Origin of the sequence: Leptotrichia sp. HSP-342, from assembly GCF_041199995.1 — a bacterium.
Classification (GTDB): Bacteria; Fusobacteriota; Fusobacteriia; order Fusobacteriales; family Leptotrichiaceae; genus Leptotrichia; species Leptotrichia mesophila.
Genome location: NZ_CP165646.1, coordinates 494,932 through 516,399 on the forward strand (window position 1 = coordinate 494,932; position 21,468 = coordinate 516,399).

Annotated in this window: 21 protein-coding genes; 14 read left to right on the plus strand and 7 right to left on the minus strand. The window is 29.2% G+C overall.

Going from position 1 to position 21,468, the window contains the following annotated elements:
• Positions 1-7: 7 nt before the first annotated feature.
• On the plus strand, positions 8-598 hold the full coding sequence (yihA, locus tag AB8B23_RS02400) for a ribosome biogenesis GTP-binding protein YihA/YsxC (protein ID WP_006805833.1): 591 nt from the start codon (positions 8-10) through the stop codon (positions 596-598).
• Positions 599-935: 337 nt separating this feature from the next.
• On the opposite strand, the gene AB8B23_RS02405 is transcribed toward yihA, so the two are convergent.
• Both AB8B23_RS02405 and AB8B23_RS02410 read right to left on the minus strand, forming a co-directional pair.
• Positions 936-2,456 carry a YifB family Mg chelatase-like AAA ATPase gene (locus tag AB8B23_RS02405; RefSeq protein WP_369713242.1) on the minus strand — a complete coding sequence of 507 codons (1,521 nt, stop codon included), beginning with the start codon at positions 2,454-2,456 and terminating at the stop codon, positions 936-938.
• A 151-nt stretch (positions 2,457-2,607) separates the two neighbouring features.
• Positions 2,608-3,045, minus strand: a complete 438-nt coding sequence (locus AB8B23_RS02410; RefSeq protein WP_147005906.1) for a Dps family protein — start codon at positions 3,043-3,045, stop codon at positions 2,608-2,610.
• A 285-nt stretch (positions 3,046-3,330) separates the two neighbouring features.
• On the opposite strand from AB8B23_RS02410, the gene AB8B23_RS02415 reads away from it, so the two are divergent.
• From AB8B23_RS02415 to AB8B23_RS02425, 3 genes are all read left to right on the plus strand, one after another.
• Complete coding sequence (locus AB8B23_RS02415; RefSeq protein ID WP_369713243.1) at positions 3,331-4,182, plus strand: patatin-like phospholipase family protein; 852 nt, start codon at positions 3,331-3,333, stop codon at positions 4,180-4,182.
• Between the two features lie 128 nt (positions 4,183-4,310).
• The gene (locus tag AB8B23_RS02420; RefSeq protein ID WP_369713244.1) at positions 4,311-5,720 is read left to right on the plus strand and encodes an alcohol acetyltransferase; all 1,410 of its coding nucleotides are present in this window, start codon (positions 4,311-4,313) and stop codon (positions 5,718-5,720) included.
• 102 nt (positions 5,721-5,822) lie between these two features.
• Positions 5,823-6,506, plus strand: a complete 684-nt coding sequence (locus tag AB8B23_RS02425; RefSeq protein ID WP_369713246.1) for a DUF6320 domain-containing protein — start codon at positions 5,823-5,825, stop codon at positions 6,504-6,506.
• 36 nt (positions 6,507-6,542) lie between these two features.
• Here AB8B23_RS02425 and sppA read toward each other — a convergent pair whose 3' ends face one another.
• Complete coding sequence (gene sppA, locus AB8B23_RS02430; protein WP_369713247.1) at positions 6,543-8,321, minus strand: signal peptide peptidase SppA; 1,779 nt, start codon at positions 8,319-8,321, stop codon at positions 6,543-6,545.
• A 213-nt stretch (positions 8,322-8,534) separates the two neighbouring features.
• Between sppA and AB8B23_RS02435 the strand changes: the two genes are divergently transcribed.
• The 5 genes from AB8B23_RS02435 (at position 8,535) to AB8B23_RS02455 (ending at position 13,035) form a co-directional block, all read left to right on the plus strand.
• Positions 8,535-9,308, plus strand: a complete 774-nt coding sequence (locus AB8B23_RS02435) for a tetratricopeptide repeat protein (RefSeq protein ID WP_369713249.1) — start codon at positions 8,535-8,537, stop codon at positions 9,306-9,308.
• A gap of 172 nt (positions 9,309-9,480) precedes the next feature.
• A complete protein-coding gene (locus tag AB8B23_RS02440; RefSeq protein WP_369713250.1) occupies positions 9,481-9,756 on the plus strand; it encodes an ACT domain-containing protein in 276 nt (91 codons plus the stop codon).
• Positions 9,757-9,807: 51 nt separating this feature from the next.
• On the plus strand, positions 9,808-11,172 hold the full coding sequence (locus AB8B23_RS02445; protein WP_369713251.1) for a PFL family protein: 1,365 nt from the start codon (positions 9,808-9,810) through the stop codon (positions 11,170-11,172).
• A 192-nt stretch (positions 11,173-11,364) separates the two neighbouring features.
• A complete protein-coding gene (gene cbiT, locus AB8B23_RS02450) occupies positions 11,365-11,934 on the plus strand; it encodes a precorrin-6Y C5,15-methyltransferase (decarboxylating) subunit CbiT (RefSeq protein ID WP_369713252.1) in 570 nt (189 codons plus the stop codon).
• Positions 11,935-12,189: 255 nt separating this feature from the next.
• Positions 12,190-13,035, plus strand: coding sequence for an NAD(P)-dependent oxidoreductase (locus AB8B23_RS02455; protein ID WP_369713253.1), 846 nt, complete (start codon positions 12,190-12,192; stop codon positions 13,033-13,035).
• A gap of 333 nt (positions 13,036-13,368) precedes the next feature.
• Here the strand turns inward: AB8B23_RS02455 and AB8B23_RS02460 are convergent, their stop codons facing one another.
• Positions 13,369-13,995 (minus strand): hypothetical protein, encoded by a 627-nt coding sequence (locus AB8B23_RS02460; RefSeq protein WP_369713254.1) that lies wholly within the window; start codon positions 13,993-13,995, stop codon positions 13,369-13,371.
• Positions 13,996-14,298: 303 nt separating this feature from the next.
• Between AB8B23_RS02460 and AB8B23_RS02465 the strand changes: the two genes are divergently transcribed.
• From AB8B23_RS02465 to cobJ, 5 genes are all read left to right on the plus strand, one after another.
• Complete coding sequence (locus AB8B23_RS02465) at positions 14,299-14,661, plus strand: DUF488 domain-containing protein (protein WP_369713255.1); 363 nt, start codon at positions 14,299-14,301, stop codon at positions 14,659-14,661.
• A gap of 15 nt (positions 14,662-14,676) precedes the next feature.
• On the plus strand, positions 14,677-15,444 hold the full coding sequence (locus AB8B23_RS02470) for an NUDIX hydrolase (protein ID WP_369713256.1): 768 nt from the start codon (positions 14,677-14,679) through the stop codon (positions 15,442-15,444).
• A gap of 26 nt (positions 15,445-15,470) precedes the next feature.
• On the plus strand, positions 15,471-17,078 hold the full coding sequence (locus AB8B23_RS02475; protein ID WP_369713258.1) for a DKNYY domain-containing protein: 1,608 nt from the start codon (positions 15,471-15,473) through the stop codon (positions 17,076-17,078).
• Between the two features lie 15 nt (positions 17,079-17,093).
• On the plus strand, positions 17,094-18,116 hold the full coding sequence (gene cbiG, locus AB8B23_RS02480) for a cobalt-precorrin 5A hydrolase (protein WP_369713259.1): 1,023 nt from the start codon (positions 17,094-17,096) through the stop codon (positions 18,114-18,116).
• A 135-nt stretch (positions 18,117-18,251) separates the two neighbouring features.
• Positions 18,252-19,001 (plus strand): precorrin-3B C(17)-methyltransferase, encoded by a 750-nt coding sequence (gene cobJ, locus AB8B23_RS02485; protein WP_039900840.1) that lies wholly within the window; start codon positions 18,252-18,254, stop codon positions 18,999-19,001.
• Between the two features lie 206 nt (positions 19,002-19,207).
• Here cobJ and AB8B23_RS02490 read toward each other — a convergent pair whose 3' ends face one another.
• The 3 genes from AB8B23_RS02490 to AB8B23_RS02500 all read right to left on the minus strand — a co-directional run bounded on the left by AB8B23_RS02490 (position 19,208) and on the right by AB8B23_RS02500 (position 21,457).
• Complete coding sequence (locus AB8B23_RS02490; protein ID WP_039900842.1) at positions 19,208-19,582, minus strand: DUF956 family protein; 375 nt, start codon at positions 19,580-19,582, stop codon at positions 19,208-19,210.
• A gap of 124 nt (positions 19,583-19,706) precedes the next feature.
• Positions 19,707-20,624: a PTS system mannose/fructose/sorbose family transporter subunit IID gene (locus AB8B23_RS02495; protein ID WP_147006117.1), complete on the minus strand. Its 918-nt coding sequence runs from the start codon at positions 20,622-20,624 to the stop codon at positions 19,707-19,709.
• A 17-nt stretch (positions 20,625-20,641) separates the two neighbouring features.
• The gene (locus AB8B23_RS02500; RefSeq protein WP_369713261.1) at positions 20,642-21,457 is read right to left on the minus strand and encodes a PTS mannose/fructose/sorbose transporter subunit IIC; all 816 of its coding nucleotides are present in this window, start codon (positions 21,455-21,457) and stop codon (positions 20,642-20,644) included.
• Between the last annotated feature and the right edge of the window lie 11 nt (positions 21,458-21,468).

The window sequence follows — 21,468 nt, forward strand, 5'->3', positions numbered from 1 at the left end:
GTGAAGCATGGAAATAAGCAAGTCAGAATTTGTGAAATCAGCAGTTGTGGAAAAAGATTATCCAGAATTTAATAATACTGTGGAATTTTCTTTTATCGGAAGATCAAATGTCGGGAAATCTTCACTTATAAATTCACTCACAAAAAGAAAAAATCTGGCAAGAACAAGTAAAACACCAGGAAGAACTCAGTTAATCAATTATTTTTTGATAAATAATAAGATTCATTTTGTAGATTTGCCAGGATATGGGTTTGCTAAAGTGCCTGAGGCTGTGAAAAGAAATTGGGGGAAAACAATAGAAAGCTATCTTGTGTCAAATCGTGAAAAAGTAGTTTTTTTATTGCTGGATTTGCGTAGAGTTCCGTCAAATGAGGACATGGAAATGTTAAAATGGTTAGAACATTTTGAAATTGAATATTATATAATATTTACAAAAGCTGATAAATTGTCAAACAATGAAAAGTTTAAACAGCTAAAGGAAATCAGGAAAAAACTTGTATTTAAAAATGAAGATGTATTTTTTTATTCTTCATTAAAAAATACTGGAAGAAAAGAATTGCTTGATTTTATAGAAGAACGGATTAATGAGAAAAAATAAGAAATTAAAGAGATATAAAAATGTGTAATTACTCAGTTTTATTTGAATAGTCACACATTTTTTATTTTTCTAAATTATAAAAAAATCAAATTTAATTTTTAAGTATCCATCTTAAAAACTTTTGTAATTTTATACAAAATAAATTTAATTTCATAAATTTCTGATTTTATACTCGAACCCATTTAAAATTGAACTGCTAGAAATTATATAATTTAGGGTTTGAGTAAAATAGTCATAATTTTTGAGTTCTGTTTTAAACTAGTTTTACTATGCTATTTTACAAGTATTAAGACTGCTTGTTATTAAAAAATTCTTTTTTTAATAAGTTTAGTGCTATTTATTTTCGTCGATAATTTAGTGCCTCCAATAAATGTTCCTTTTTTATGTTTTCTTCACCATCTAAATCTGCTATTGTTCTGGATACCTTCAAGATTTTATCAAACATTCTGACTGACAATTTTAAATTATCAATGGCAGATTTCATAATTTCTTCACTTTCTTCATCTATTTTGCAATATTTATTTAATTGTTTCTTATTCATATCTCTGTTTAGAGTATTTGAATTAAAACGTTGTTTTTGGACTTCACGAGCTTTTATAACTCTTTTTTGAATTTCTTTGGATTTTTCTGATAGAGATTCATCAAAAATTTCATCTTTTTTTAACTGGTGCATTTCTACATATAAATCCATTCTGTCGAGAAGTGGGCCTGAAAATTTTTTCTGATAACGTTTAATTTCTTTTAGACTGTCGTTACATAGTGGGTTATCAGGGAAATATCCGCTGGGAGTAGGATTTGAAGCAGTTATTGTAATATTTTTTACTGGATAGGTTACACTTAGGTTTGCTCTTGAAATAACGATTTTTCCATCTTCCAGAGGCTGTCTTAACGTTTCCAATGTTTTTCCTTCAAACTCTCCAATTTCATCTAAAAATAATATTCCATTTAGTGCCAGCGTGATTTCTCCGACTCTGTTTGCACCGCCTACTAGAGCTACTTGTGTAGCTGAATAGTGTGGAGCTCTAAATGGACGGTTATGTATTATTGGTTCACTTTGGCTTAGCATTCCTGAAATACTGTAAATCTTTGTTGTTTCGATTATTTCTTCTTCGGTCATGTCAGGTAAAATTGTATTAAATCTTTTTGCAAGCATTGATTTACCTGAACCAGGATCGCCTATTAGAAATACATTGTGTCCACCAGCGGCTGCAATTTCTAAAGCCCTTTTTGCAAGTAGCTGCCCTTTTACATCTGAAAAATCAACAGTCTCATCTAAGTTTTTATCTTTTTCTGATTTTGAAGCATTCATCTCGACAGCTTTTTTACACAATGTTTTTATATCAATTTTTCCATCTAGAAAATCTAGTAATTCTGTAATTTCATCAACAGGAATAATTTCTACACCTGAAATTAATTTTGCTTCATTATAATTTTCCATTGGGACAACAACGCCTGTAAAATCTGTTTCTTTTGCTAAAATTGTGGCGTTTATTGCTCCATTTATTGATTTTATCTTTCCGTTTAAGGAAATTTCTCCTAAAATTAGATATTTTTTTAATATGTCTATATTTGAAATATGCCCTGTATTCGCAAGTATGCCTAAAAATATGCTTAAATCAAAATGACTGCCTTTTTTTCTGATATTTGCAGGTGACAAATTCACTAGCACGCGTCTGACAGGAAATTCAAACCCCACATTTTTAAAACAGCTCCTAATCCGCTCCTTGCTTTCAGAAATCGCCTGATCCCCCATTCCAACTATATTAAATACAGGCAGCCCTCTGGATAAATCAACCTCTACTTCTACAACATAAGTATCTACACCCATATAGCTGCAACTAAATAAACTTATTGCCATAACCCCACCTTTTTAATTTTTTGTTAATAATTAATTATAACATTTTTTATATATTTTGTAAATAAAAAAGAGAAAATCTGTAAAAAGATTTTCTCTAGATATATGTAATAGGTAATTTTAATGACTTTGTAAAGATTTTTAATTATGATTATTATTTTAAGTATGCATTTAACATCCATAAATCTTTTTCATATGTACTGATATACTCATCAACTAATGCAGATGTTCCATAGTCATTTTCCTCATCAGCCGCTTCTTTTACTTCTTTCACTAATTTTAACATTGCTTCAAATTCTTTTTTTACATCAGCTACTGCTTCTGGAATAGAAATTTCTCTATTTTCAGCTTCCTTAATAGTTGTAACTGCTAAATAGTCTTTTAATGTTCCTAGAGGACGACCTCCTATTGATAAAATTCTTTCTGCAACGTCATCAATTTGTTCATTTATTGCATCATAATATTCTTCCAATTTTTCATGAACAGAAAAGAATCCAGCACCAACAATGTTCCAGTGGTAATTTTGAACCTTTCTGTAAAGTACGTTCAAGTTAGCTAAGTAAAGATTTAATTTTTCAACTGTTTTTGACATTTTTATCACTCCTTAATTTATAATATTTATACATTTGTAATAATTACAAATTTATTATACTAAAAAATAGTTAAGTTGTCAACACATTTTTTTCAATTTTAGTATAATACTTGCAAACCTACGTTTTAATTACACCTTGACAATTAATAGAAATCAATTTTTTCTAATAATTTATTTCAAAAATTTGAACAGTAAAAAATTAAATTATTAAAAAAGTAGAAAAATACAATCAAAGGGTGTATAATAGGAGAAAACAAAAAATTAATATTGAAAGGGATGAAATTAATGAAAGAAAAAACAGGGTTAGTATTAGAAGGTGGAGGACTTCGGGGGATATTTACGGCAGGAGTGCTAGATTTCTTTTTGGAAAAAAATATTGAATTTGATAGTTGCATAGGCGTATCTGCTGGGGCTTGTCATGCCTGCAGTTATTTAGCAAAACAGCATAAAAGAGCATTTAATGTATCGGTAGATTATTTGGATGATAAAAGATATTGCAGTTTATACAGCTTAATTACTACTGGAGATTTGTTTGGAGTAGACTTTGTTTATGACGAGATTCCGAATAAATTGAATCCAATTGACAATGAGGCATTTATGAAAAATAAGACAAAATTTCAGGCAGTGATTACAAATTGTGAGACTGGAGAAGCGGAATATCCAGAAGTTAAAGACTTCGACAAGGACACTGTTTATGTAAGGGCTTCAAGCTCTTTGCCGTTACTTGCCAGAATGGTTAATATTAATGGAAATGTTTATCTGGATGGTGGAGTTTCTGATTCAATACCAATTAAAAAATCTATAGAAAATGGAAATACAAAAAATGTAGTTGTCTTGACACGTGATAAAAATTATAGAAAAAAACAAAGTGCATTGGGTAAAATTACTGGGATAAGATATAAAAAGTTTCCTAAATTTGTAGAACTTATGAATACAAGATATAGCCGATATAATGAAGTGCTTGACTATATTGATGAACTGGAGGCAAAAGGAGAGATTTTTGTGATTCGTCCAGAAGTGGAACTGACACTTGGGAGAATTGAGAAAAATAAGAAGAAACTTTTGGAAGTTTATAGTATTGGCTATGAAACAGCGAAAAAAAATTATGAAAATTTGAAAAAATATTTGGAAGAGTAATAATTTTTTGATTACTTGGTCTTGAGCATTTATAAATAAGAATTGAATTTGTAAAAGGAAAGTTTTGAGCAAGCTTGTTTAAATAATGCTTTGGAAGTAAAAAATAAATAAAACAGAAGAGGATAAAAGTGAAAAATGAAAAAATATGGTATGAGCTGGACGCTTTTGCAAAAACATATTCTTCAATAATTAGTGAGGGGAGGACGACCTGTTTTCGGCTTTCAGCATTGTTTTCTGAAAATATTGACTTGGAAATATTGCAAAAAGTTACGATTTCGCTTGAAAAGAAATATCCGTTTTATAATTCGGAGCTGAAAAAGGGAATTTTTTGGAATTACTTGCAGCAGAAAAAGGCTCATTTTATGATTGAAGAGGAGAAAACTTATCCTTGTACGGATATACAGAAGGATAATCCGCTTAGAATCATTTATTTTAATAATAAATTGTCGATAGAAATAGCACATTTTTTGACCGATGGAAAAGGTGCGGCATTATTTTTTAAGGATTTGATTGAAGAATATTTGGAGAAAAGGTATTTTTTGGAAAATTTTGAAAAAGATAAAAAGGATAATTTAATTTACAAGACTGAAAAAAAGAAGGAAATAGAAATTGAAAAAATAAATAAAATAATTAATTTTGGGAAAAAGATAAATAAAAATGAAAAAGATTTTGAAAATAAAAAATCTGAAAAAAATTTTTTTGAAAAAACAAGGGAAATATTGGGAAATGATAATGGGCTGAAAAATCCTCAAAAAAACGAATATGTCGACCTTTATGAAAAATACATGAGGAAAGTGAGCAAGGAAACTACGATAAAGTCGGCATTTCATTTGCCAATGAAAATACTGGAAAAGGGGCAGTACCATATTACAACTGGAGAAATTGATGTGGAAAGCCTGAAGGAGGAGAGTAAAAAATATGGGACTACTATTGGGAAATATCTTCTTTCAGTATATTTCAAAATTTTGCTGGATAGGTATTCACAAGCAAAAAATCCGATTGTTATTGGAGTGCCAGTTGATTTGCGAAAAATTTTTGAAGAAACTACATACAGAAATTTTTTTATAAACATAACTCCTAGCATGGATGCAAGTCTTGGTGCATATTCCCTCTCTGAAATCATAACTTATCTGGATAACTATTTTGCCTTAAAAATTACAAAAAAAGAATTTTACAAAAGTATATACAAGGCAATGAATCCAATGCAAAATATAATAATAAAGTCTGTTCCATATTTGATAAAACGTATGTTTTTCCCATTTATATTTGATTATTACGGAGAACGGGGCTATACAACAGGATTTTCAAATTTAGGAATTTTTAAAGTTAATAAAAAGTATGAAAAGTATCTAAAGGGATTCCGATTTTTACCGCCACCAAGCAAAAGGTGCAAAATCAAGATGGGAGTTGTAAGTGACTTTAATAAGGTTTATGTAAATTTTGGAAATTTGACTGCAAATTATGATATTGAGAGGGATTTTTTTGTTTATTTAAGAAAGAGAGGAATAAAATCCAAGATTATTACTAATTATTTTTAGTGTTTAACAAATTAATACGAATAAAAATTATGTTTTAAAATGGATAGCGCAACTTTTGAGACTAGTTTTAAAGTAAAATTATTATAGAAAAAGAGGATAAATATGTATTGTATAAAATGTGGAGTAGAGCTGGAAGACGGTGCGAAAAGATGTCCATTGTGTGAAACGCCTGTTCCTGAGATAAAGGGTCTGGAAGAAAAGAAATTTGTAAAGGAATATCCGATGATTAATATAAATTTGTACGAAATGAAAATGAAGAAAGTTAAAAAGGCTGTTTTTTTATCATTTTTTACAATATCAATAATTTCAATTCTGGAAGTTCTTTTTCAAAATTTGATAATGTATGGAAAATTGGAATGGGGTTATTATGCAATTCCGTCTATTTTAATATTTGATTTAGGATTGTTTGTTTTTTTGGATTCATATAGAATGAGAACAAATCTATTTTTATTGTTAAGTGGATTTACGAGTTATTTTTTATTACTTGATTTTGGAGATAAAAAATTGACTTGGAGTATAAAGCGTGGAATTCCTATTGTTATCGCTCTTTATCTTATTAGTCTTGTTTTTTCATATGTCTGGGATAAGCATAAGAGTGATAGATTAAAGATACTAAATTTTTTCATTTTTTTTGTTGGAATATTTCTTTTGATTTTGGAACTAATTATAAGTAAAAAGATGACTTGGAGCATATTTTCATCTATTCCATTATTTATTTTGAGTATAATGTTAAGATATGCGTATAAGTCTTATAAAGAAGAGTTTAAACGTAGATTGCATAGGTAATAAAAGAGGCTAGATATTTTTCTAGCCTTAATTTTTTTAGTATAAATCTAATTTATATGTCAAATAATATAACGGTTTATTTTGATTCTGCACCGCGAAGTCGTATTCATTAAATGCTTTTTTTGCTTGAGGAATATTTTTTTGAAGTTGTGCAGATAGACTGAATTTTTCTGTAATCATATTTGTAAAGGATTTTAATTTTTGTGAAAAATCTTCTTCCAGATAGATACTTTCCACAGCGTAATTTTTTCGTAATCCTAAATCTTTTGCCATTATTTTTATAACTTCATCAAGACTTGCAATTCCATCAACTAAATTTATATTTTTAGCTTCATCTCCAAGCCATATTTTACCTTGTGCATAATTTTCAAGAGTATTCTCATCAATTTTACGATTTTTAGAAACACGTGATTTGAATTCTTTGTATGTTTCTTCCATTGATTGAGTAATTTTAGCACGCGATTCTTCAGATAGTGGGGCAAAGCTGTCAGAAATATCAGAATATTTACCTTTTGATACTGAATTTGAATGAACTCCGTATTTATCCTGTGCATTGTAAAGTTTTGGAATCATTGAAACTACTCCGATTGAGCCTGTAATTGTGGCATTGTTTGCAAAAACTTTATTTCCAGCCATTGAGATGTAGTAACCTCCAGAAGCAGTAGTGTCAGACATTGAAACATAAATTGGAATATTTAGTTTTGTAAGTTCCTGATAAATTATTTCAGAAGCAAGCGCTGAACCTCCGCCTGAATTTACCCGAAGGACAATTCCCTTTAAATTTTTAGTCTGCATTGCTTTTTCAACTTTTTGCAAAATGTTGTCAGGTGTAATAACACCTTCGGTAACTCCGTTTGGATCGTATAGGATTGAACCTTCGGCATAAATTACAGCAATAGTTCCATTTCTAGGATTTCCAATGTTCTGATCTTTTACTTGTTTTTCATAATAATCAGTAATATCTGCAACGTTATCTTCACGAATATTTAGACGTTTTGTAAAATCAGAAAAATGTTCTAGTTTATCAACTAGGTTTTTATCACGAGCTGCAAATGGTGTCAAGCTTGTATCAGTTCCATTTACAATATCGTTGTTTAGTGCATTTTTATCAATCTTACGATTTTTGGAAATATCAGTGATGAACTTATCATATCTGTTTTCTAGTATTCTTGTAAGTTCTGAACGTAATTCGGGAGTCATTTCATTTCCAGTATAATTTTCACCATAAGACTTGTAATTACCAATACGGACAACTTCCATATTTACTCCTAATTTATCAAACAACCCTTTATAGTAAATATCTGAATAATGATAACCAGTCAAATCCAAACTAGCAGAAGTGGAAGGAACCATTATAACTTCATTTGCAATGGCAGCTAGCTTGTAGTTAGCGTTTGTAATATAAGCTCCAAAAGCATATATTTTTTTGTTGTTTGCTTTTAATTCTTCAAATTTCTTTGAAAGTTCCTCAATTTTTGAAGATGGTAAGTCTATTGTATCAAGTGCAATAATGACACCTTTAACTTGATTATTATTCTTTATGTCATTTAAGCTCTGGAGAATATCCATGTATGATAAATTTTCTTCAGAAAGGAAGTTTCCCTTGACTTTATCTTCATTGACATTTGCAACGTTAAAAAGTATATATTCATAGCTTTTTTTTCTTTCATTCTTATTTTTAGAATTGAAAATCGCAATAGTGGAAATTCCAATAATAAAAATCAGAAGTATAAACAGAGCTGTTTTCAGAAAAAATGAATATGTTTCTTTTAATGTAAATATTAAAGCCTTTTTTAAAAAGTTCCAAAATTTCATTTTTTTATTTTCCTCCTTATGCATTTTTAAATATTTTGTATTAAATATGACAAATTATATCACTTTAATTAACAAATAGCAATAAATAAGTTTTTTACAGCTCCAGCATATCTAAACTATAATTTTTGTTTAATTATTGACAAAAATAAAAAATAATATATAATTAATATAATTTTATAAAATAAAAAATTGATTATAAGGAGATTATTTAAAATGAAAAAACTTATCGTATTGGGAACTATTATCATATCGCTTGCATTAAAAGCTGGATACTTAGAAGATGGAATATCATATTATGAAAATAAAAATTATTTAAAAGCAGAAGAGATGTTTTTAAAAGCTGTTCAAGAAAAAGATGGTAAAGTTGAAGCTATGTATAATCTAGGACTTTTGTATCAAGCTCAGAAAAAATTTGATAAGGCTGAGCAGATGTATTTAGAAGCTGTAGAAAATAACAACGTTGAAGCTATGAATAATTTAGGAAATTTATACAAAGATCAGAAAAAATTTGATAAGGCTGAACAGATATATCTAAAAGCTAGTCAAAAAGGTTATGTTGCGGCTATGAACAGTTTAGGAGTTTTGTATTATGATCAAAAAAAATTTGATAAGGCTGAACAAATGTATTTAAGAGCTAGTCAGCAAGGTTCAATTTTTGCCATATACAATTTGGGAAACCTATATTATTATCAAAAGAAATTTGATAAAGCTGAACAAATGTTTTTAAAAGCTAGTCAAGCTGGTGAAGTTGAAGCTATATATAATCTAGGGGTTTTATATTATGAACAAAAAAAATTCGACAAAGCTAAACAAATGTTTTTAAAAGCTATAGAAAAAGGACATATTAAGGCTACATACAACCTAGGAGTCTTGTATTATTACCAAGATAACCGTGTCAATGCAAAAAAATATATAAAAATGGCATCAGATGCAGGATATGAAGAAGCTCGGGAACTTTATAGAAAAATGTTACAGGCAGGATACTAATAAAATTGAAAAATTTTAAAGAGAGAAAGTTTTTAGTTATTATCATAAATTATTTTACAACATTCAAATAATAAATAAGTATAAATTTTTCTACTTGCTAAATACCTAAATTTATGCGATAATTTAGCATATTTAAAAATAATTTAAATTTTGTGAAGATGGAGGTATGAAGATGAGCGATAGAATAGTTATTACAGTTATTGGAGCGGATAAATCAGGAATTGTTGCGAATGTATCGACAAAGTTAAGTGAACTTAATTTGAATATTATTGATATAACTCAAAAAGTGTTTGAAAATGATATTTTTGCGATGATTATGCTTGTGGAAGCTCCTAAAAATACGGATATAAAAGGATTGCAGGAAGAGTTTAAGGTGGTTGAGGAAAAGATTGGAGTAAGAGTTTACTTGCAGCATGAAAATATTTTCAAGGCGATGCACAGAATATAATTTTTCAGAATTTTTCGAGAGCAACTATTATAAGAAATTTAGGAGGGAAAAATGAATTTATTACCTGATGAGATACTGGAAACTATAGATATGGTAGAAATGCAGCACCTTGATGTGAGAACTGTCACAATGGGGATAAGCCTGCTTGACTGCATTGATGCAGATGCCGAAAAAACAGCAGAAAATATTTATAACAAAATTACGGAAAATGGAAAAGATTTGGTAAAAATCGCTGATGAAGTAGCAAGTAAATACAATATGCCAATTATTAATAAAAGAGTTTCAGTTACTCCAATTTCAATAATTGGAAATGCAACTAATGCCGAAGATTACACAATTTTTGCAAAAGCACTTGATAGAGCGGCAAAAACAATCGGAATTGACTTCATTGGAGGATTTTCCGCACTTGTGGACAAAGGTTTTACAAAAGGCGATGTTAAGCTGATAAACAGTATTCCGAAGGCACTTTCTGAAACAGACAGAGTTTGCTCCTCTGTAAATGTAGGCTCTACAAAGTCAGGAATCAACTTGGATGCTGTAAAAATGATGGGAAAAACTGTAAAGGAACTGGCTGAACTTTCCAAAGATGCAGACGGACTGGCAGCCGCAAAATTTGTCGTATTTACAAATGCTGTTCCTGATAATCCATTTATGGCGGGTGCATTTCATGGGGTAGAAAATCCAGATGTTGTGCTAAACGTTGGAATTAGTGGTCCAGGGGTTGTAAGACACACACTTGCGAACATTTCAAAAACGGCAAAAATTGATGAAATAACAGAAGCAATAAAAAAAGTAAGTTTTAAAATCACAAGAATGGGAGAATTAATCGGAAAAGAAGTTGCTGAAAGACTTGGCGTTGAATTTGGAATAATCGACTTGTCACTTGCACCAACTCCAGCAGTAGGCGATAGTGTTGGAAATGTACTGGAGGAATTTGGACTGGAAGCAGTCGGAGCTTATGGAACAACACTTGCACTTGCAATATTGAATGACGCTGTAAAAAAAGGCGGAGCAATGGCTGCAACTCGTGTCGGAGGCTTAACAGGGGCATTTATTCCAGTAAGTGAAGATCAGGGAATGATAGAAGCTACAAGTAAAGGATATTTGACACTTGAAAAATTGGAGGCGATGACTTGTGTATGTTCTGTCGGACTTGATATGATAGCTATTCCAGGTGATACTTCTGAAGCTATAATTTCTGGAATAATAGCAGATGAAATGGCAATTGGAATGGTAAACAGCAAAACTACCGCAGTCAGAATAATCCCAGTTCCTGGGAAAAAATCTGGAGACAGAGTAGTGTTTGGTGGACTTCTAGGAGAAGCAGATATTATAAATATAAATAATTTAGATTGCTCTGTGCTAATTAATCGTGGTGGAAAAGTAGCTCCGCCAATTCAGGCATTAAAAAATTAATTTAAAAATATACTCGAACCCATTTAAAACCGAACTATTGAAAATTATATAAATTTAGGGTTTGAGTAAAATAGTCATAACTTTTAAGTTCGGCTTTAAAGCGGTTTTACTATACAACAAATAAAAAATAGAAAGTTAGGATTTACTCTTGGCTTTCTTTTTAAACTATAATATAAAATAAGGAGTAATAAAATGTATCATATAAAAGATGAAGAATTTTTAAGAGGAAAAGTTCCTATGACAAAAGAGGAAATCCGTTTTGTAAGCCTTGGGAAAATGGAGATGAAAGATGATGATATTTGTCTTGACATTGGTGGCGGAACTGGTTCTGTGAGTATGGAAATGGCAAGATTTGCACGAAACGGAAAAGTTTTTGTAATTGAGAGAAATGATGAGGCAGTTGAGCTGATTCATAAGAATATAGAAAAATTTGATTTGAAAAATATTACTGTAATAAAAGGAATGGCGCCAGATGGACTAAAAGACTTAAATATAAAGTTTAATAAAATTTTTATTGGAGGTTCAGCTGGAAATCTGGTGGAAATTATAAAATATTCTTATGATAAGCTTGTTGAAGATGGAATTTTAGTACTAAACTTTATCGTACTGGAAAATATATCTACGGCTGTTGAGGAACTGAAAAAATACAATTTTAAAGATGTGGATATTTGTCAGTTAATCGTGAGTAAAAATAGAAAAGTTAAGGATTTTAATATGATGATGGCAGAAAATCCAATTTATGTGATTACTGCGAAAAAATAGTGATAGATTGTATAATAAAATGCAAAAAATTTATTACAAAATTGTGTGTATTTACAAAAATATGTTATCGTGTTATTATATTATTATGAGTTATCAAAAAATTTAGAATATGATAATTTATAAAGAAAATAATGTAAACACCTGTAAAAGCATTGGCTCAAAGTGTTCCAAATGTTATGATGAATGGGCATCAGGATTGGTTGAGCGGACTAGTTAAATTTGCAAAAGGAGAAATAAAATAATGGCTAAAATAGGTTGGATAGGATTAGGACAAATGGGGACTCCTATGGTAAAAATTTATTAAAAGCTTCTGTTGATGTGACAGTTTACAATAGAAATTTTGATAAAACTGTACCACTTGTAGAAAAAGGAGCTAAAAACACAAAAAATGTAGAAGAAATTTTTGAACAAAATGACATTATATTTTTTATGATTTCAAATTATAATGCGGCATTAGAAATTTTAAATGAAAATGTCTTATCAAAAATAAAAGGAAAAAAAATAGTAAATATGAGCACAATTTCACCTACCGAAAGTAAAGCTGTAGGAAAACTTGTTATTGAAAATAATGGAAAGTATATTGAAGCACCAGTATCTGGATCAGTAGGAGCTGCTACTGCTGGAGTTTTATTAATATTAGCTGGAGGAAATAAAGCTGATACTAAAGATTTATATTCAATTTTTGATATTTTAGGAAGTAAAACATATTATTTTGGAGAATTAGGAAAAGCAACTGGAGCAAAATTAGTATTAAATTCTTTACTTGGAATATTTGGAGAAGCTTATAGTGAAGTATTATTATTAGCACAAAATTTTGGAATAGATACAGAAACTATTGTAAATGCTATTTCAGATTCTAGAATGAGTTCGCCACTATTTCAGGAAAAAAATATGTTTACAAACAGAGAATACCCTGCGGCATTTATGCTTAAACATATGACAAAAGGCTTGAAATTATCAAATGAAGAAATCGAAAATAGAAAATTATCATTACCATTAATTCAAAATACAACTAAAAATTATTCAGAAGCTTTAGAACAAGGTTATGGAGAACAAGATATGGCGGCTATTTTTGAAATTTTAAGCAAGAAAAATGATTAATTAAAAGATAGGAAATCGTAAAATTATTAAAAATAAAACTTTTTCTTTTATTATCAATTTTTAGATTTACTTTACAGACAAATTCTATATTTATTAGAACAAACTGAAAATGTAATATTGAAGAAGAATTCAATTATGAATAAAGGTGTAATTGAGTAAAAAAGATGAAGAACTGTAACTTTTAAGACAAACAGTGTAACAATGGCAGAAAATCCAATTTATGTGATTACTGCAAAGAAATAATAAATAAAAATAATAATTTAAATTTGTGTAAAACTCTGAAAAGATATTTATTTATCAAGAATAATCAGAGAATTACACAAATTTTTTATATTATTTAATTTTATACACTTTACCAAATGACATTCCTACACCTTGATTTGAAATATCCCATCCATTCTTAGTCTTGCTTAACATTACAAAACCTGAATTTTTCTTATATGTTTTAATTTTTGTAATTTCAGTATGAGCTACATCTGCTGTAATAGAAAAAACATCTTTTAAGTACAATTGTTCCTGAATTTTTGATGAAGATTTTTTGGAAATTTCGCTAATATTAAATCCATATTTTTGTTTAAATTTAAATCCAATAGTTTTAATAATAGCATTGTAATCTCTTTCAGAAAGATTCTTTACATTCGATTCATAAGAAACGGCTGCAACTGTATTAGAACGATATTCGATTTTGGTAATCATAAAAGAAGCATCTTTAAACTGCTCTTCCATTAAAATTTTCATCACTTTAACTTCGTTTGGAGAAGAAAAGCCTAAAAACGCCGTAACCTCTTCGTCTGTAACTTGAAATAAATTTTCTGGACTTAGCAGCTTTTCAATTTGAGCATTATTTTTTTGCAATTCACTTTCACTAAGGCTGACTTTATCACTGCGAAAAACAGGGTAACTAAATAAGAACAAAGATATAGTAAAAGTTAAAATAGCTATCAGTAATTTATTTTTCATAAAAATTCTCGCTTTCTATTTTTGATTAAAGTATAACTACGTTAATTATAGCATATTATTTTTAAAAAACAAGTTGGAAAATTATGGTTTTATATGCTGGTTAATGTAATGGGGTAAATTGTAATGACAGTGGAGCAGTTAGAATTTAAATACACTGAAAACTATGAAAAAAAGAAAGTTATTCAAGATATTTTGGAAAAATTATAAAATAATTTTGAATTCATTACAAAATACAAAAGTATTTTTTGTAAAAATGTGATATAATTCTAAAAGATATAAATTCAGAAAAAGGAAAGATTAAAAATGAATAAACTAAACTGGAAAAGAATTTATGAAAAAGCAGAAGAAACTGATGGATTTAGAGTATTTGTAGACAGGCTGTGGGCAAGAGGAATGAAAAAGGAAGATGCCAAAATTGATTACTGGGCAAAGGAAATTACACCTACAAAGGAGCTTAGGGAAGATTATCATAAAGGAAAAATTAATTTTGAGACATTTGCAGCAGGATATCTAAATGAATTGGAAAAAAATCCTGATTTTGATAAATTTTTAAAAATAATAAAATCTGAACTGCTTTCAAAAAATGTTACAATGGTTTTTGCAAGCAAAACTTCTGAAATTAGTCATATTCCGATTTTGAAAAAGTATTTGGAAAATAAATTATAAAAATAGGAGAAAAATATGATTGCAACATTATGTTATCTTGAAAAAGATAATAAATATCTGATGTTATATAGAAATAAAAAAGAAATTGATATAAATAAGGGAAAATGGATTGGCGTTGGCGGAAAAATGGAAAAGGGTGAAACGCCTGAGCAATGTTTGGTACGAGAAGTATTCGAAGAAACTGGATACAAACTGAATAATTATAAATACAAAGGACTGGTAATTTTTAACTATAATGAAGATGAGCCTTTATTTATGTATGTTTATACAAGTTCTGATTTTTCTGGAATTAAAAAGAAATGTGATGAAGGGGATTTGAAATGGATTCCAAAAAATGAAATTTTCAATTTAAAATTGTGGGAAGGCGACAAAATATTTTTAGAATTATTGTTTAAAAATACACCATTTTTTTATTTGACTTTAAACTATGAAAACGACGATTTATTGAGTTCAAAATTAGAATTTAAAGAAAAATATAGCTGTTTTGAAGTTTTTGTGCCAGAAAATTATGTGGAAAAAATTGTGGAAAACTTACAAAAACATAACCTTTTGACAGAGGGATTTTATGCAGATGTATATTCTACAGCTGATGCAATTGGGCATTGGAAAACTCTGGAAGGCGGAAATCCTTTTGATGGAGAAATTGGAAAATCAAGTGTAGCCAATGAGAAAATAATGCGATTTCGGGTAAAAAGAGAATTTGAGGAACTGGCATATTATCTGGTAAAAGAGGCTCATCCTTATGAAACTGCAGTTATTAATGTATTCAGGATGGAAGTTTAGAAAATTTTAGGAAGGGTCGTAAAAATATGAAAAAGAATTTTATTAAAATATTTTTCTTGATATTTTTAATTAGTAGTCTGATTTTTTCAGAAAATAAAAAGTTAAATGAAAATTTTGGAATAGAAGATGGAAAAGTTTATTATATAAACAGAAAAATTGAGGAAGCTGATATAAAGACTTTTGAAGTTTTCGAAGATGGTGAGTATGCAAAAGATAAGAATAATGTTTATTATAAAGAAAATGTTCTTAATGAAGCAGATCCTAAAAGTTTTAAATTATTGACAAAAATTAGTTACGGATTGGGTAAAGATAGAAATAATCTTTATTTTTGGGAGAATAAGGTAAATAATATAGATGTAAAAACTCTTGAAATAATGACAGATGAATTTTCAATTTATTTAAAAGATAAAAACGGAGTGTATATTTTATTTTCATATAATGGAGGACTTCCTGTCGATTTAGATAATATGATAATGTCTCTAAAAATTTTAAAAAATGTTGACAAACAAACTTTTCAACTAATTAGTGGAGGGTATTCAAAAGATAAAAATAGTGTTTATTATATTGGTAAAAAAATAGATGGAGCAGATCCCAAAAACTTTAAAGTTTTAAAAGATTATATTTTTACAGATGGAAAAAATGTCTATCTTTATGGAGAAAAAAAAGAGGATATAGATTTACAGACATTAAAATTTTTTGATGATAATTCCAGTTATTTTTTTGACAAAAATAATATTTATTTTCAAGGAGATAAACTAGAGAATGCTGATTTTAAAAGTTTTAAAATAATGGAGTTGAATTTTTCAAAAGATAAAAATAATGTTTATGAAGGAAATGAAAAAATAGATGGAGCAGATGCTAAAACTTTTGAAGTAATTGATACTTACGCAGGATTTGCGAGAGACAAAAATTATTTGTATTATTCTAATGAAAGAATAAAAAATTCTGATCCGTATACTTTTGAAAGAGTAAATGAACATTTGGTAAGAGATAAAAATCAATTTTATTCTAACGGAATGGTTTTAGATGTGGATGGAAAAACTTTTCAAATAGTAAAAGATTATGAAAAAGATTATTTTATGTATGCAAAAGATAAAAATAAAGCATATTACATAAATTTTATGGATGGAAAAGATGAAATGGTAAAAGAGTTAAAAGGATTAAATCCTAAAAATTTTAAAGTGCTAAATCGTTATTATACAAAAGACGATAAAAAAGTTTATTTTAGTAAAGAATATGCGGATATACAAGAAGTTCAAAATGTAGATGTAAAATCATTTGAAGTATTATATTTTGAAAATATAGAAACTAAAGATGATTTTGGAAAAGATAAAGATAAAGTTTATTTGTTTGGTCTTGAATTAAAAGATGTAAAACCTGAAAAATTTCAAGTTGTGAAAGAGCCAATAACGGAAAAAATTATATATGTTCGAGATGAAAATAATTTATTTGTAATTTTTTATGATTATTTTTCAGGATTTAATTTTGTAAAGACTAAAAAATTTGAAAATATAGATTTTGAAACTCTTAAATGGAAATCAGCAAGAGAACTGGAAGATAAAAATGGAAAATATATTGTGAATGGCAGCGTAATTGATGAAGATAAAATAGAAATTAAATTTATAAAGAAATAGAAAAAAGGAGAAGAAATGAGAACAGCAGTATATTGCGTAAGCAAAAACGGATATAAAACTTGTTTAAAAATAAAAGAAAATGTGTATAAAAATTTGCATATTTATGTTTCAGGAAGAGTTGCTAATTTATTAAATCTTGAAAATGAAAATATCGAAAATCTATTTATTATAAATGAAAGAGTACCGATTTTGCTTGAAAAAACATTTAATAAATATGATTTACATATATTTGTTACAGCAACTGGAGCTGTTGTGAGAATAATTGACGGAAAATTTAAAAGTAAGGATACCGATCCTGCGGTAATTACTGTTGATGACCATGCCAACTTTGTTATTTCACTGCTTTCAGGACATCTAGGAGGAGCAAATGAAGAATGTGAGAAAATCGCACAAGGAATCGGTGCTATCCCCGTAATTACAACTGCTTCAGATGTAGGTGGAAAAATAGCTGTAGACACATTTTCACAAAAAATAAAGGCAAAATTGGAAGATTTGGAAGGAGCTAAAAGAGTTACTTCGCTAATTGTGAACGGAGAAAAAGTTAGCCTGCATTTACCAAAAAACATTGTATCTCACAATGAAAATAGTGCTGGAGCAATAATTGTATCAAATAGAAAAAATATTGAAATTTCAAAGGTTATACCACAGAATATTTTTATCGGAATTGGTTGCAGGAGAGGAATTAGCAAGGAGCATATTATAGAAAAATTAAAATATGTGATGGATAAACAAAATTTAGAGCTTTCCGCTATAAAAATGGCAGCATCTGCCTGGGTAAAATCTGATGAAATTGGGCTTATTGAGGCAATGGAAGAACTTGAAATTCCAATTAAATTTTTTGATAAGGAAGAAATATTAAAAGTAGAAGATTTAGTTGAAGAACGTTCAGAATTTGTAAAAAATCAAATCGGAGTATACGGTGTTTCCGAACCTTGTGCATTTTTGGCTTCTAGCGGTAAAGGAAAATTTTTAGTAAAAAAAGTGAAATTAGACGGTATGACATTGTCTATTTTTGAAGATGAATTGAAGGTTTTGTAAAATTATTATTTTGATTGTAAAATAATTTGATAAGATATGATAATTTTATAAAAAAATAAGGAATTACAAAGATAAATAATTTATAATTTAAGGAATTGAAAATATAATTTTTTAAAAATGAAAGGAAGAGAGAAAATGAACAAAAATGGAAAAATTTATGTAGTGGGAATTGGGCCTGGAAAAAAGGCAGACATGACTTTCAAGGCTTATGAGGCAATGGAAAAAAGTGATATTATTGTAGGTTATAAAACTTATACTGACTTAATTGAAGAATATTTTCCAAATACTGAAATAAAAAGTTCAAGTATGATGAAAGAAGTTGACAGATGTATTGAAGTTTTGGAACTTGCAAAATCTGGTAAAAATGTTGCTTTGATTAGCAGTGGAGATGCTGGAGTATACGGTATGGCTGGAATAATGTATGAAGTAATCGGAGAAAATGACGATGTGGAAATCGAAGTAATCGCAGGAGTTACAGCAACAAATGCTGCAGCCGCAATCGTAGGAGCTCCAATTATGCACGATTATGTAACAATCAGCCTAAGCAACCTTCTAACAGACTGGGAACTAATAAAAAAACGTCTAGAATTAGCTGCACAAGGTGATTTCATCGTAAGCTTATACAATCCAAAAAGTAAAGGAAGAACAACACAAATTGTTGAAGCACAGGAAATTATGCTAAAACACAAACCAAAAGATACGCCAGTTGCAATCGTAAGAAATGCAGGACGTGAAACTGAAGAGCATGAAATCACAACACTTGAAAAAATGCTTGATTCTGAAATAAATATGCTTACAATTGTATTAATCGGAAATTCAAATACATTTGTTAAAAAAGGAAAAATGGTTACACCTAGAGGTTATGATAAAAAATATGAATATTAATACTTTTTAAAAAGTCAGAAACAAAATTTGATAATATACTCGAACCTATTTAAAATTAAACTGCTAGAAATTATATAATTTAGGGTTTGAGTAAAATAGTCATAATTTTTGAGTTCTGTTTTAAACTAGTTTTACTATATTTATAAAATAAAAAAATTGGACTATCATATAAAGTTAGTCCATTTTTATTTTCAAATCTGTCATTTTTATTTCTTCTTAAACCATTCAAACACTTTTTTCAGCGACAATACAGGTTTATTTCTTACAATTTTTTCATTTCCAAGAAAATCACGCATTGTCTTTAGTGTTTTTCCAGCATTTTTTACAACAAAATTATACGATCCAGCACTTTTAGTATCTATGAAAAAACCACGAATATATTTGTCTTTAAAAAAAATCTGTGCTCTTACTCTTACAATTTCCTCCCAAGGAATCTGAATATAGTCTTCGGGATTACGGTTATTATAAAATTCAAAGGCTTTATCACCTACAAGTATATTCCCATTTTTATTTCCAATCATTCCCGATAAAGAATTTGCCTTTGTAGTGAACAACACTTTTGTATTCATTGAAATAGCCACTTTTATTCCTCATTTCTTTAATTCAAATTTATATATAAAATTAGAAAAAAGTTGGCTTTTTAGTTCCAACTTCTCTCCTTTACATAGATTTTCCAATTATTTAATTAGTAGTAATTCTTTATTTTTAGAATATTTTAACTAAATGTCCTAAAATTCCAACTAAGAATAATCCAAAGATAATTAGAATTGGACTTATTTTTTTCTTTAACAACCACATACATAGGAATGTTAATAATAAAGCCGCTAATCCTGGTACTAGTTGATTTAAGTTATCTTGTAAAGTCGTTACTTTTTCTGGAGAAAGCGATAATCCTTTTGCTACATCTCCAAGAATTTTTTGTAACTGGGTACTGTCTATAGGTCCTTTTGGAAATTCTACATAAGCCCCTTTTGCTAAAGGAACTTTTGATACAACCATTGGGAAATTAATTGTTGTCCAACGTTGAACTAGTATTCCCATAACGAACATTCCTAAAATGGATGCTCCTTTAGTAATTGTTTGTAATAAACCACCTGATAAATCTTTTGTAATTTCAGCACCTTTTTGGTAACCAAATTCTTGAGTATACCATAAAAAGCCTATACGTATTACATTCCATACAATAAAGAAGAAGAAAGGTGCTATAAGTGATCCACCTGCTGCCAATGAAGCTGCAATTGCTCCTAAAATTGGACGTACTGTGAACCAGAATACTGGATCTCCGATTCCTGCAAGTGGTCCCATCATTCCAACTTTTACCCCTTGAATAGCTGCATCATCAATTTTTGCTCCATTTGCTCTTTCTTCTTCAAGAGCAAGAGTTACTCCTAAAATTGGTGCAGCAATATATGGGTGAGTATTAAAGAATTCCATATGTCTTTTTAAAGCTGCTGAAGCATCATCTTTATTTGGATATAATTTTTTCAATGCTGGGATTAAAGAATAAGCCCAACCTCCATTTTGCATACGTTCGTAGTTCCAAGAACCTTGAAGAAATTGAGAACGTAACATTACACTACGACGATCTGATTTTGATAATTTTATTCTATTATTTTCTGCCATTTCTTGTTCCTCCCTTATTAATAATCGTTTAAAATGTCACCTAGCGGATCTCCAGAAGAAGATGCTCCGCCATCTCCGCCACCGTTACCTTTATTATTTGTAACATTTAAGTAAATAATAGCTGCACATACACCTATAATACCAGTTGCAATCAATGTCAATTCATTTAATGGTGCTAATGCAAAACCTAGGAAGAAGAACGGCCATACTTCTTTAGTTGCCATTAAGTTAATAACCATTGCATATCCTACTGCTACAACGAATCCACCACCAATTTTCATTCCATCAGTAAACCATTCTGGCAATAATTTAAGAGCATGTTGAATAACAGGAGAAGGTATAAATAACAATAATAGGGCAGGGATAGCAATACGTAAACCTTGACATGCAAGTGCAACCATATGCCATAATTCTACACCTTTGAAATTTCCTTTTTCTGCTTCTCTATCAGCTTGGTGAACAATAACTACTGATAAAGTACGAACAATCATAGTTAAAACTAACCCAGCTGTAGCAAGTGCAATCGCTGTACCAATCGCTACAGTTTGACCTGCAGCATCAAATTTTCCAGCTTTAACAAAAATAATTGCCGAAGCTACAGAAGCAAGAGCCGCGTCTGGAGCAACTGCCGCTCCTACATTTGCCCAACCTAAAGCCATTAACTGTAAAGCTCCACCTAACATAACACATTCCTTTATATGCCCTGTCGCAACTCCAACTAATGAACACGCAATAATTGGCTGATGGAATTGGAACTGATCAAGGATACCTTCCATTCCTGCTAGAAATGCGACAATTAATATTAAAATAATTGATAAAATATTAAAATCCATAATAACCTCCT

Bases quoted from the DNA above. Each gene is read 5' to 3' on its own strand.
- AB8B23_RS02440 (WP_369713250.1), top strand. From the start codon at position 9,481: ATGAGCGATAGAATAGTTATTACAGTTATTGGAGCGGATAAATCAGGA.
- AB8B23_RS02415 (WP_369713243.1), top strand. From the start codon at position 3,331: ATGAAAGAAAAAACAGGGTTAGTATTAGAAGGTGGAGGACTTCGGGGG.
- AB8B23_RS02445 (WP_369713251.1), top strand. From the start codon at position 9,808: ATGAATTTATTACCTGATGAGATACTGGAAACTATAGATATGGTAGAA.
- sppA (WP_369713247.1), bottom strand. From the start codon at position 8,321: ATGAAATTTTGGAACTTTTTAAAAAAGGCTTTAATATTTACATTAAAA.
- cbiT (WP_369713252.1), top strand. From the start codon at position 11,365: ATGTATCATATAAAAGATGAAGAATTTTTAAGAGGAAAAGTTCCTATG.
- AB8B23_RS02435 (WP_369713249.1), top strand. From the start codon at position 8,535: ATGAAAAAACTTATCGTATTGGGAACTATTATCATATCGCTTGCATTA.
- AB8B23_RS02470 (WP_369713256.1), top strand. From the start codon at position 14,677: ATGATTGCAACATTATGTTATCTTGAAAAAGATAATAAATATCTGATG.
- AB8B23_RS02500 (WP_369713261.1), bottom strand. From the start codon at position 21,457: ATGGATTTTAATATTTTATCAATTATTTTAATATTAATTGTCGCATTT.
- yihA (WP_006805833.1), top strand. From the start codon at position 8: ATGGAAATAAGCAAGTCAGAATTTGTGAAATCAGCAGTTGTGGAAAAA.
- AB8B23_RS02425 (WP_369713246.1), top strand. From the start codon at position 5,823: ATGTATTGTATAAAATGTGGAGTAGAGCTGGAAGACGGTGCGAAAAGA.
- AB8B23_RS02410 (WP_147005906.1), bottom strand. From the start codon at position 3,045: ATGTCAAAAACAGTTGAAAAATTAAATCTTTACTTAGCTAACTTGAAC.
- AB8B23_RS02465 (WP_369713255.1), top strand. From the start codon at position 14,299: ATGAATAAACTAAACTGGAAAAGAATTTATGAAAAAGCAGAAGAAACT.
- cbiG (WP_369713259.1), top strand. From the start codon at position 17,094: ATGAGAACAGCAGTATATTGCGTAAGCAAAAACGGATATAAAACTTGT.
- cobJ (WP_039900840.1), top strand. From the start codon at position 18,252: ATGAACAAAAATGGAAAAATTTATGTAGTGGGAATTGGGCCTGGAAAA.
- AB8B23_RS02405 (WP_369713242.1), bottom strand. From the start codon at position 2,456: ATGGCAATAAGTTTATTTAGTTGCAGCTATATGGGTGTAGATACTTAT.
- AB8B23_RS02475 (WP_369713258.1), top strand. From the start codon at position 15,471: ATGAAAAAGAATTTTATTAAAATATTTTTCTTGATATTTTTAATTAGT.
- AB8B23_RS02460 (WP_369713254.1), bottom strand. From the start codon at position 13,995: ATGAAAAATAAATTACTGATAGCTATTTTAACTTTTACTATATCTTTG.
- AB8B23_RS02495 (WP_147006117.1), bottom strand. From the start codon at position 20,624: ATGGCAGAAAATAATAGAATAAAATTATCAAAATCAGATCGTCGTAGT.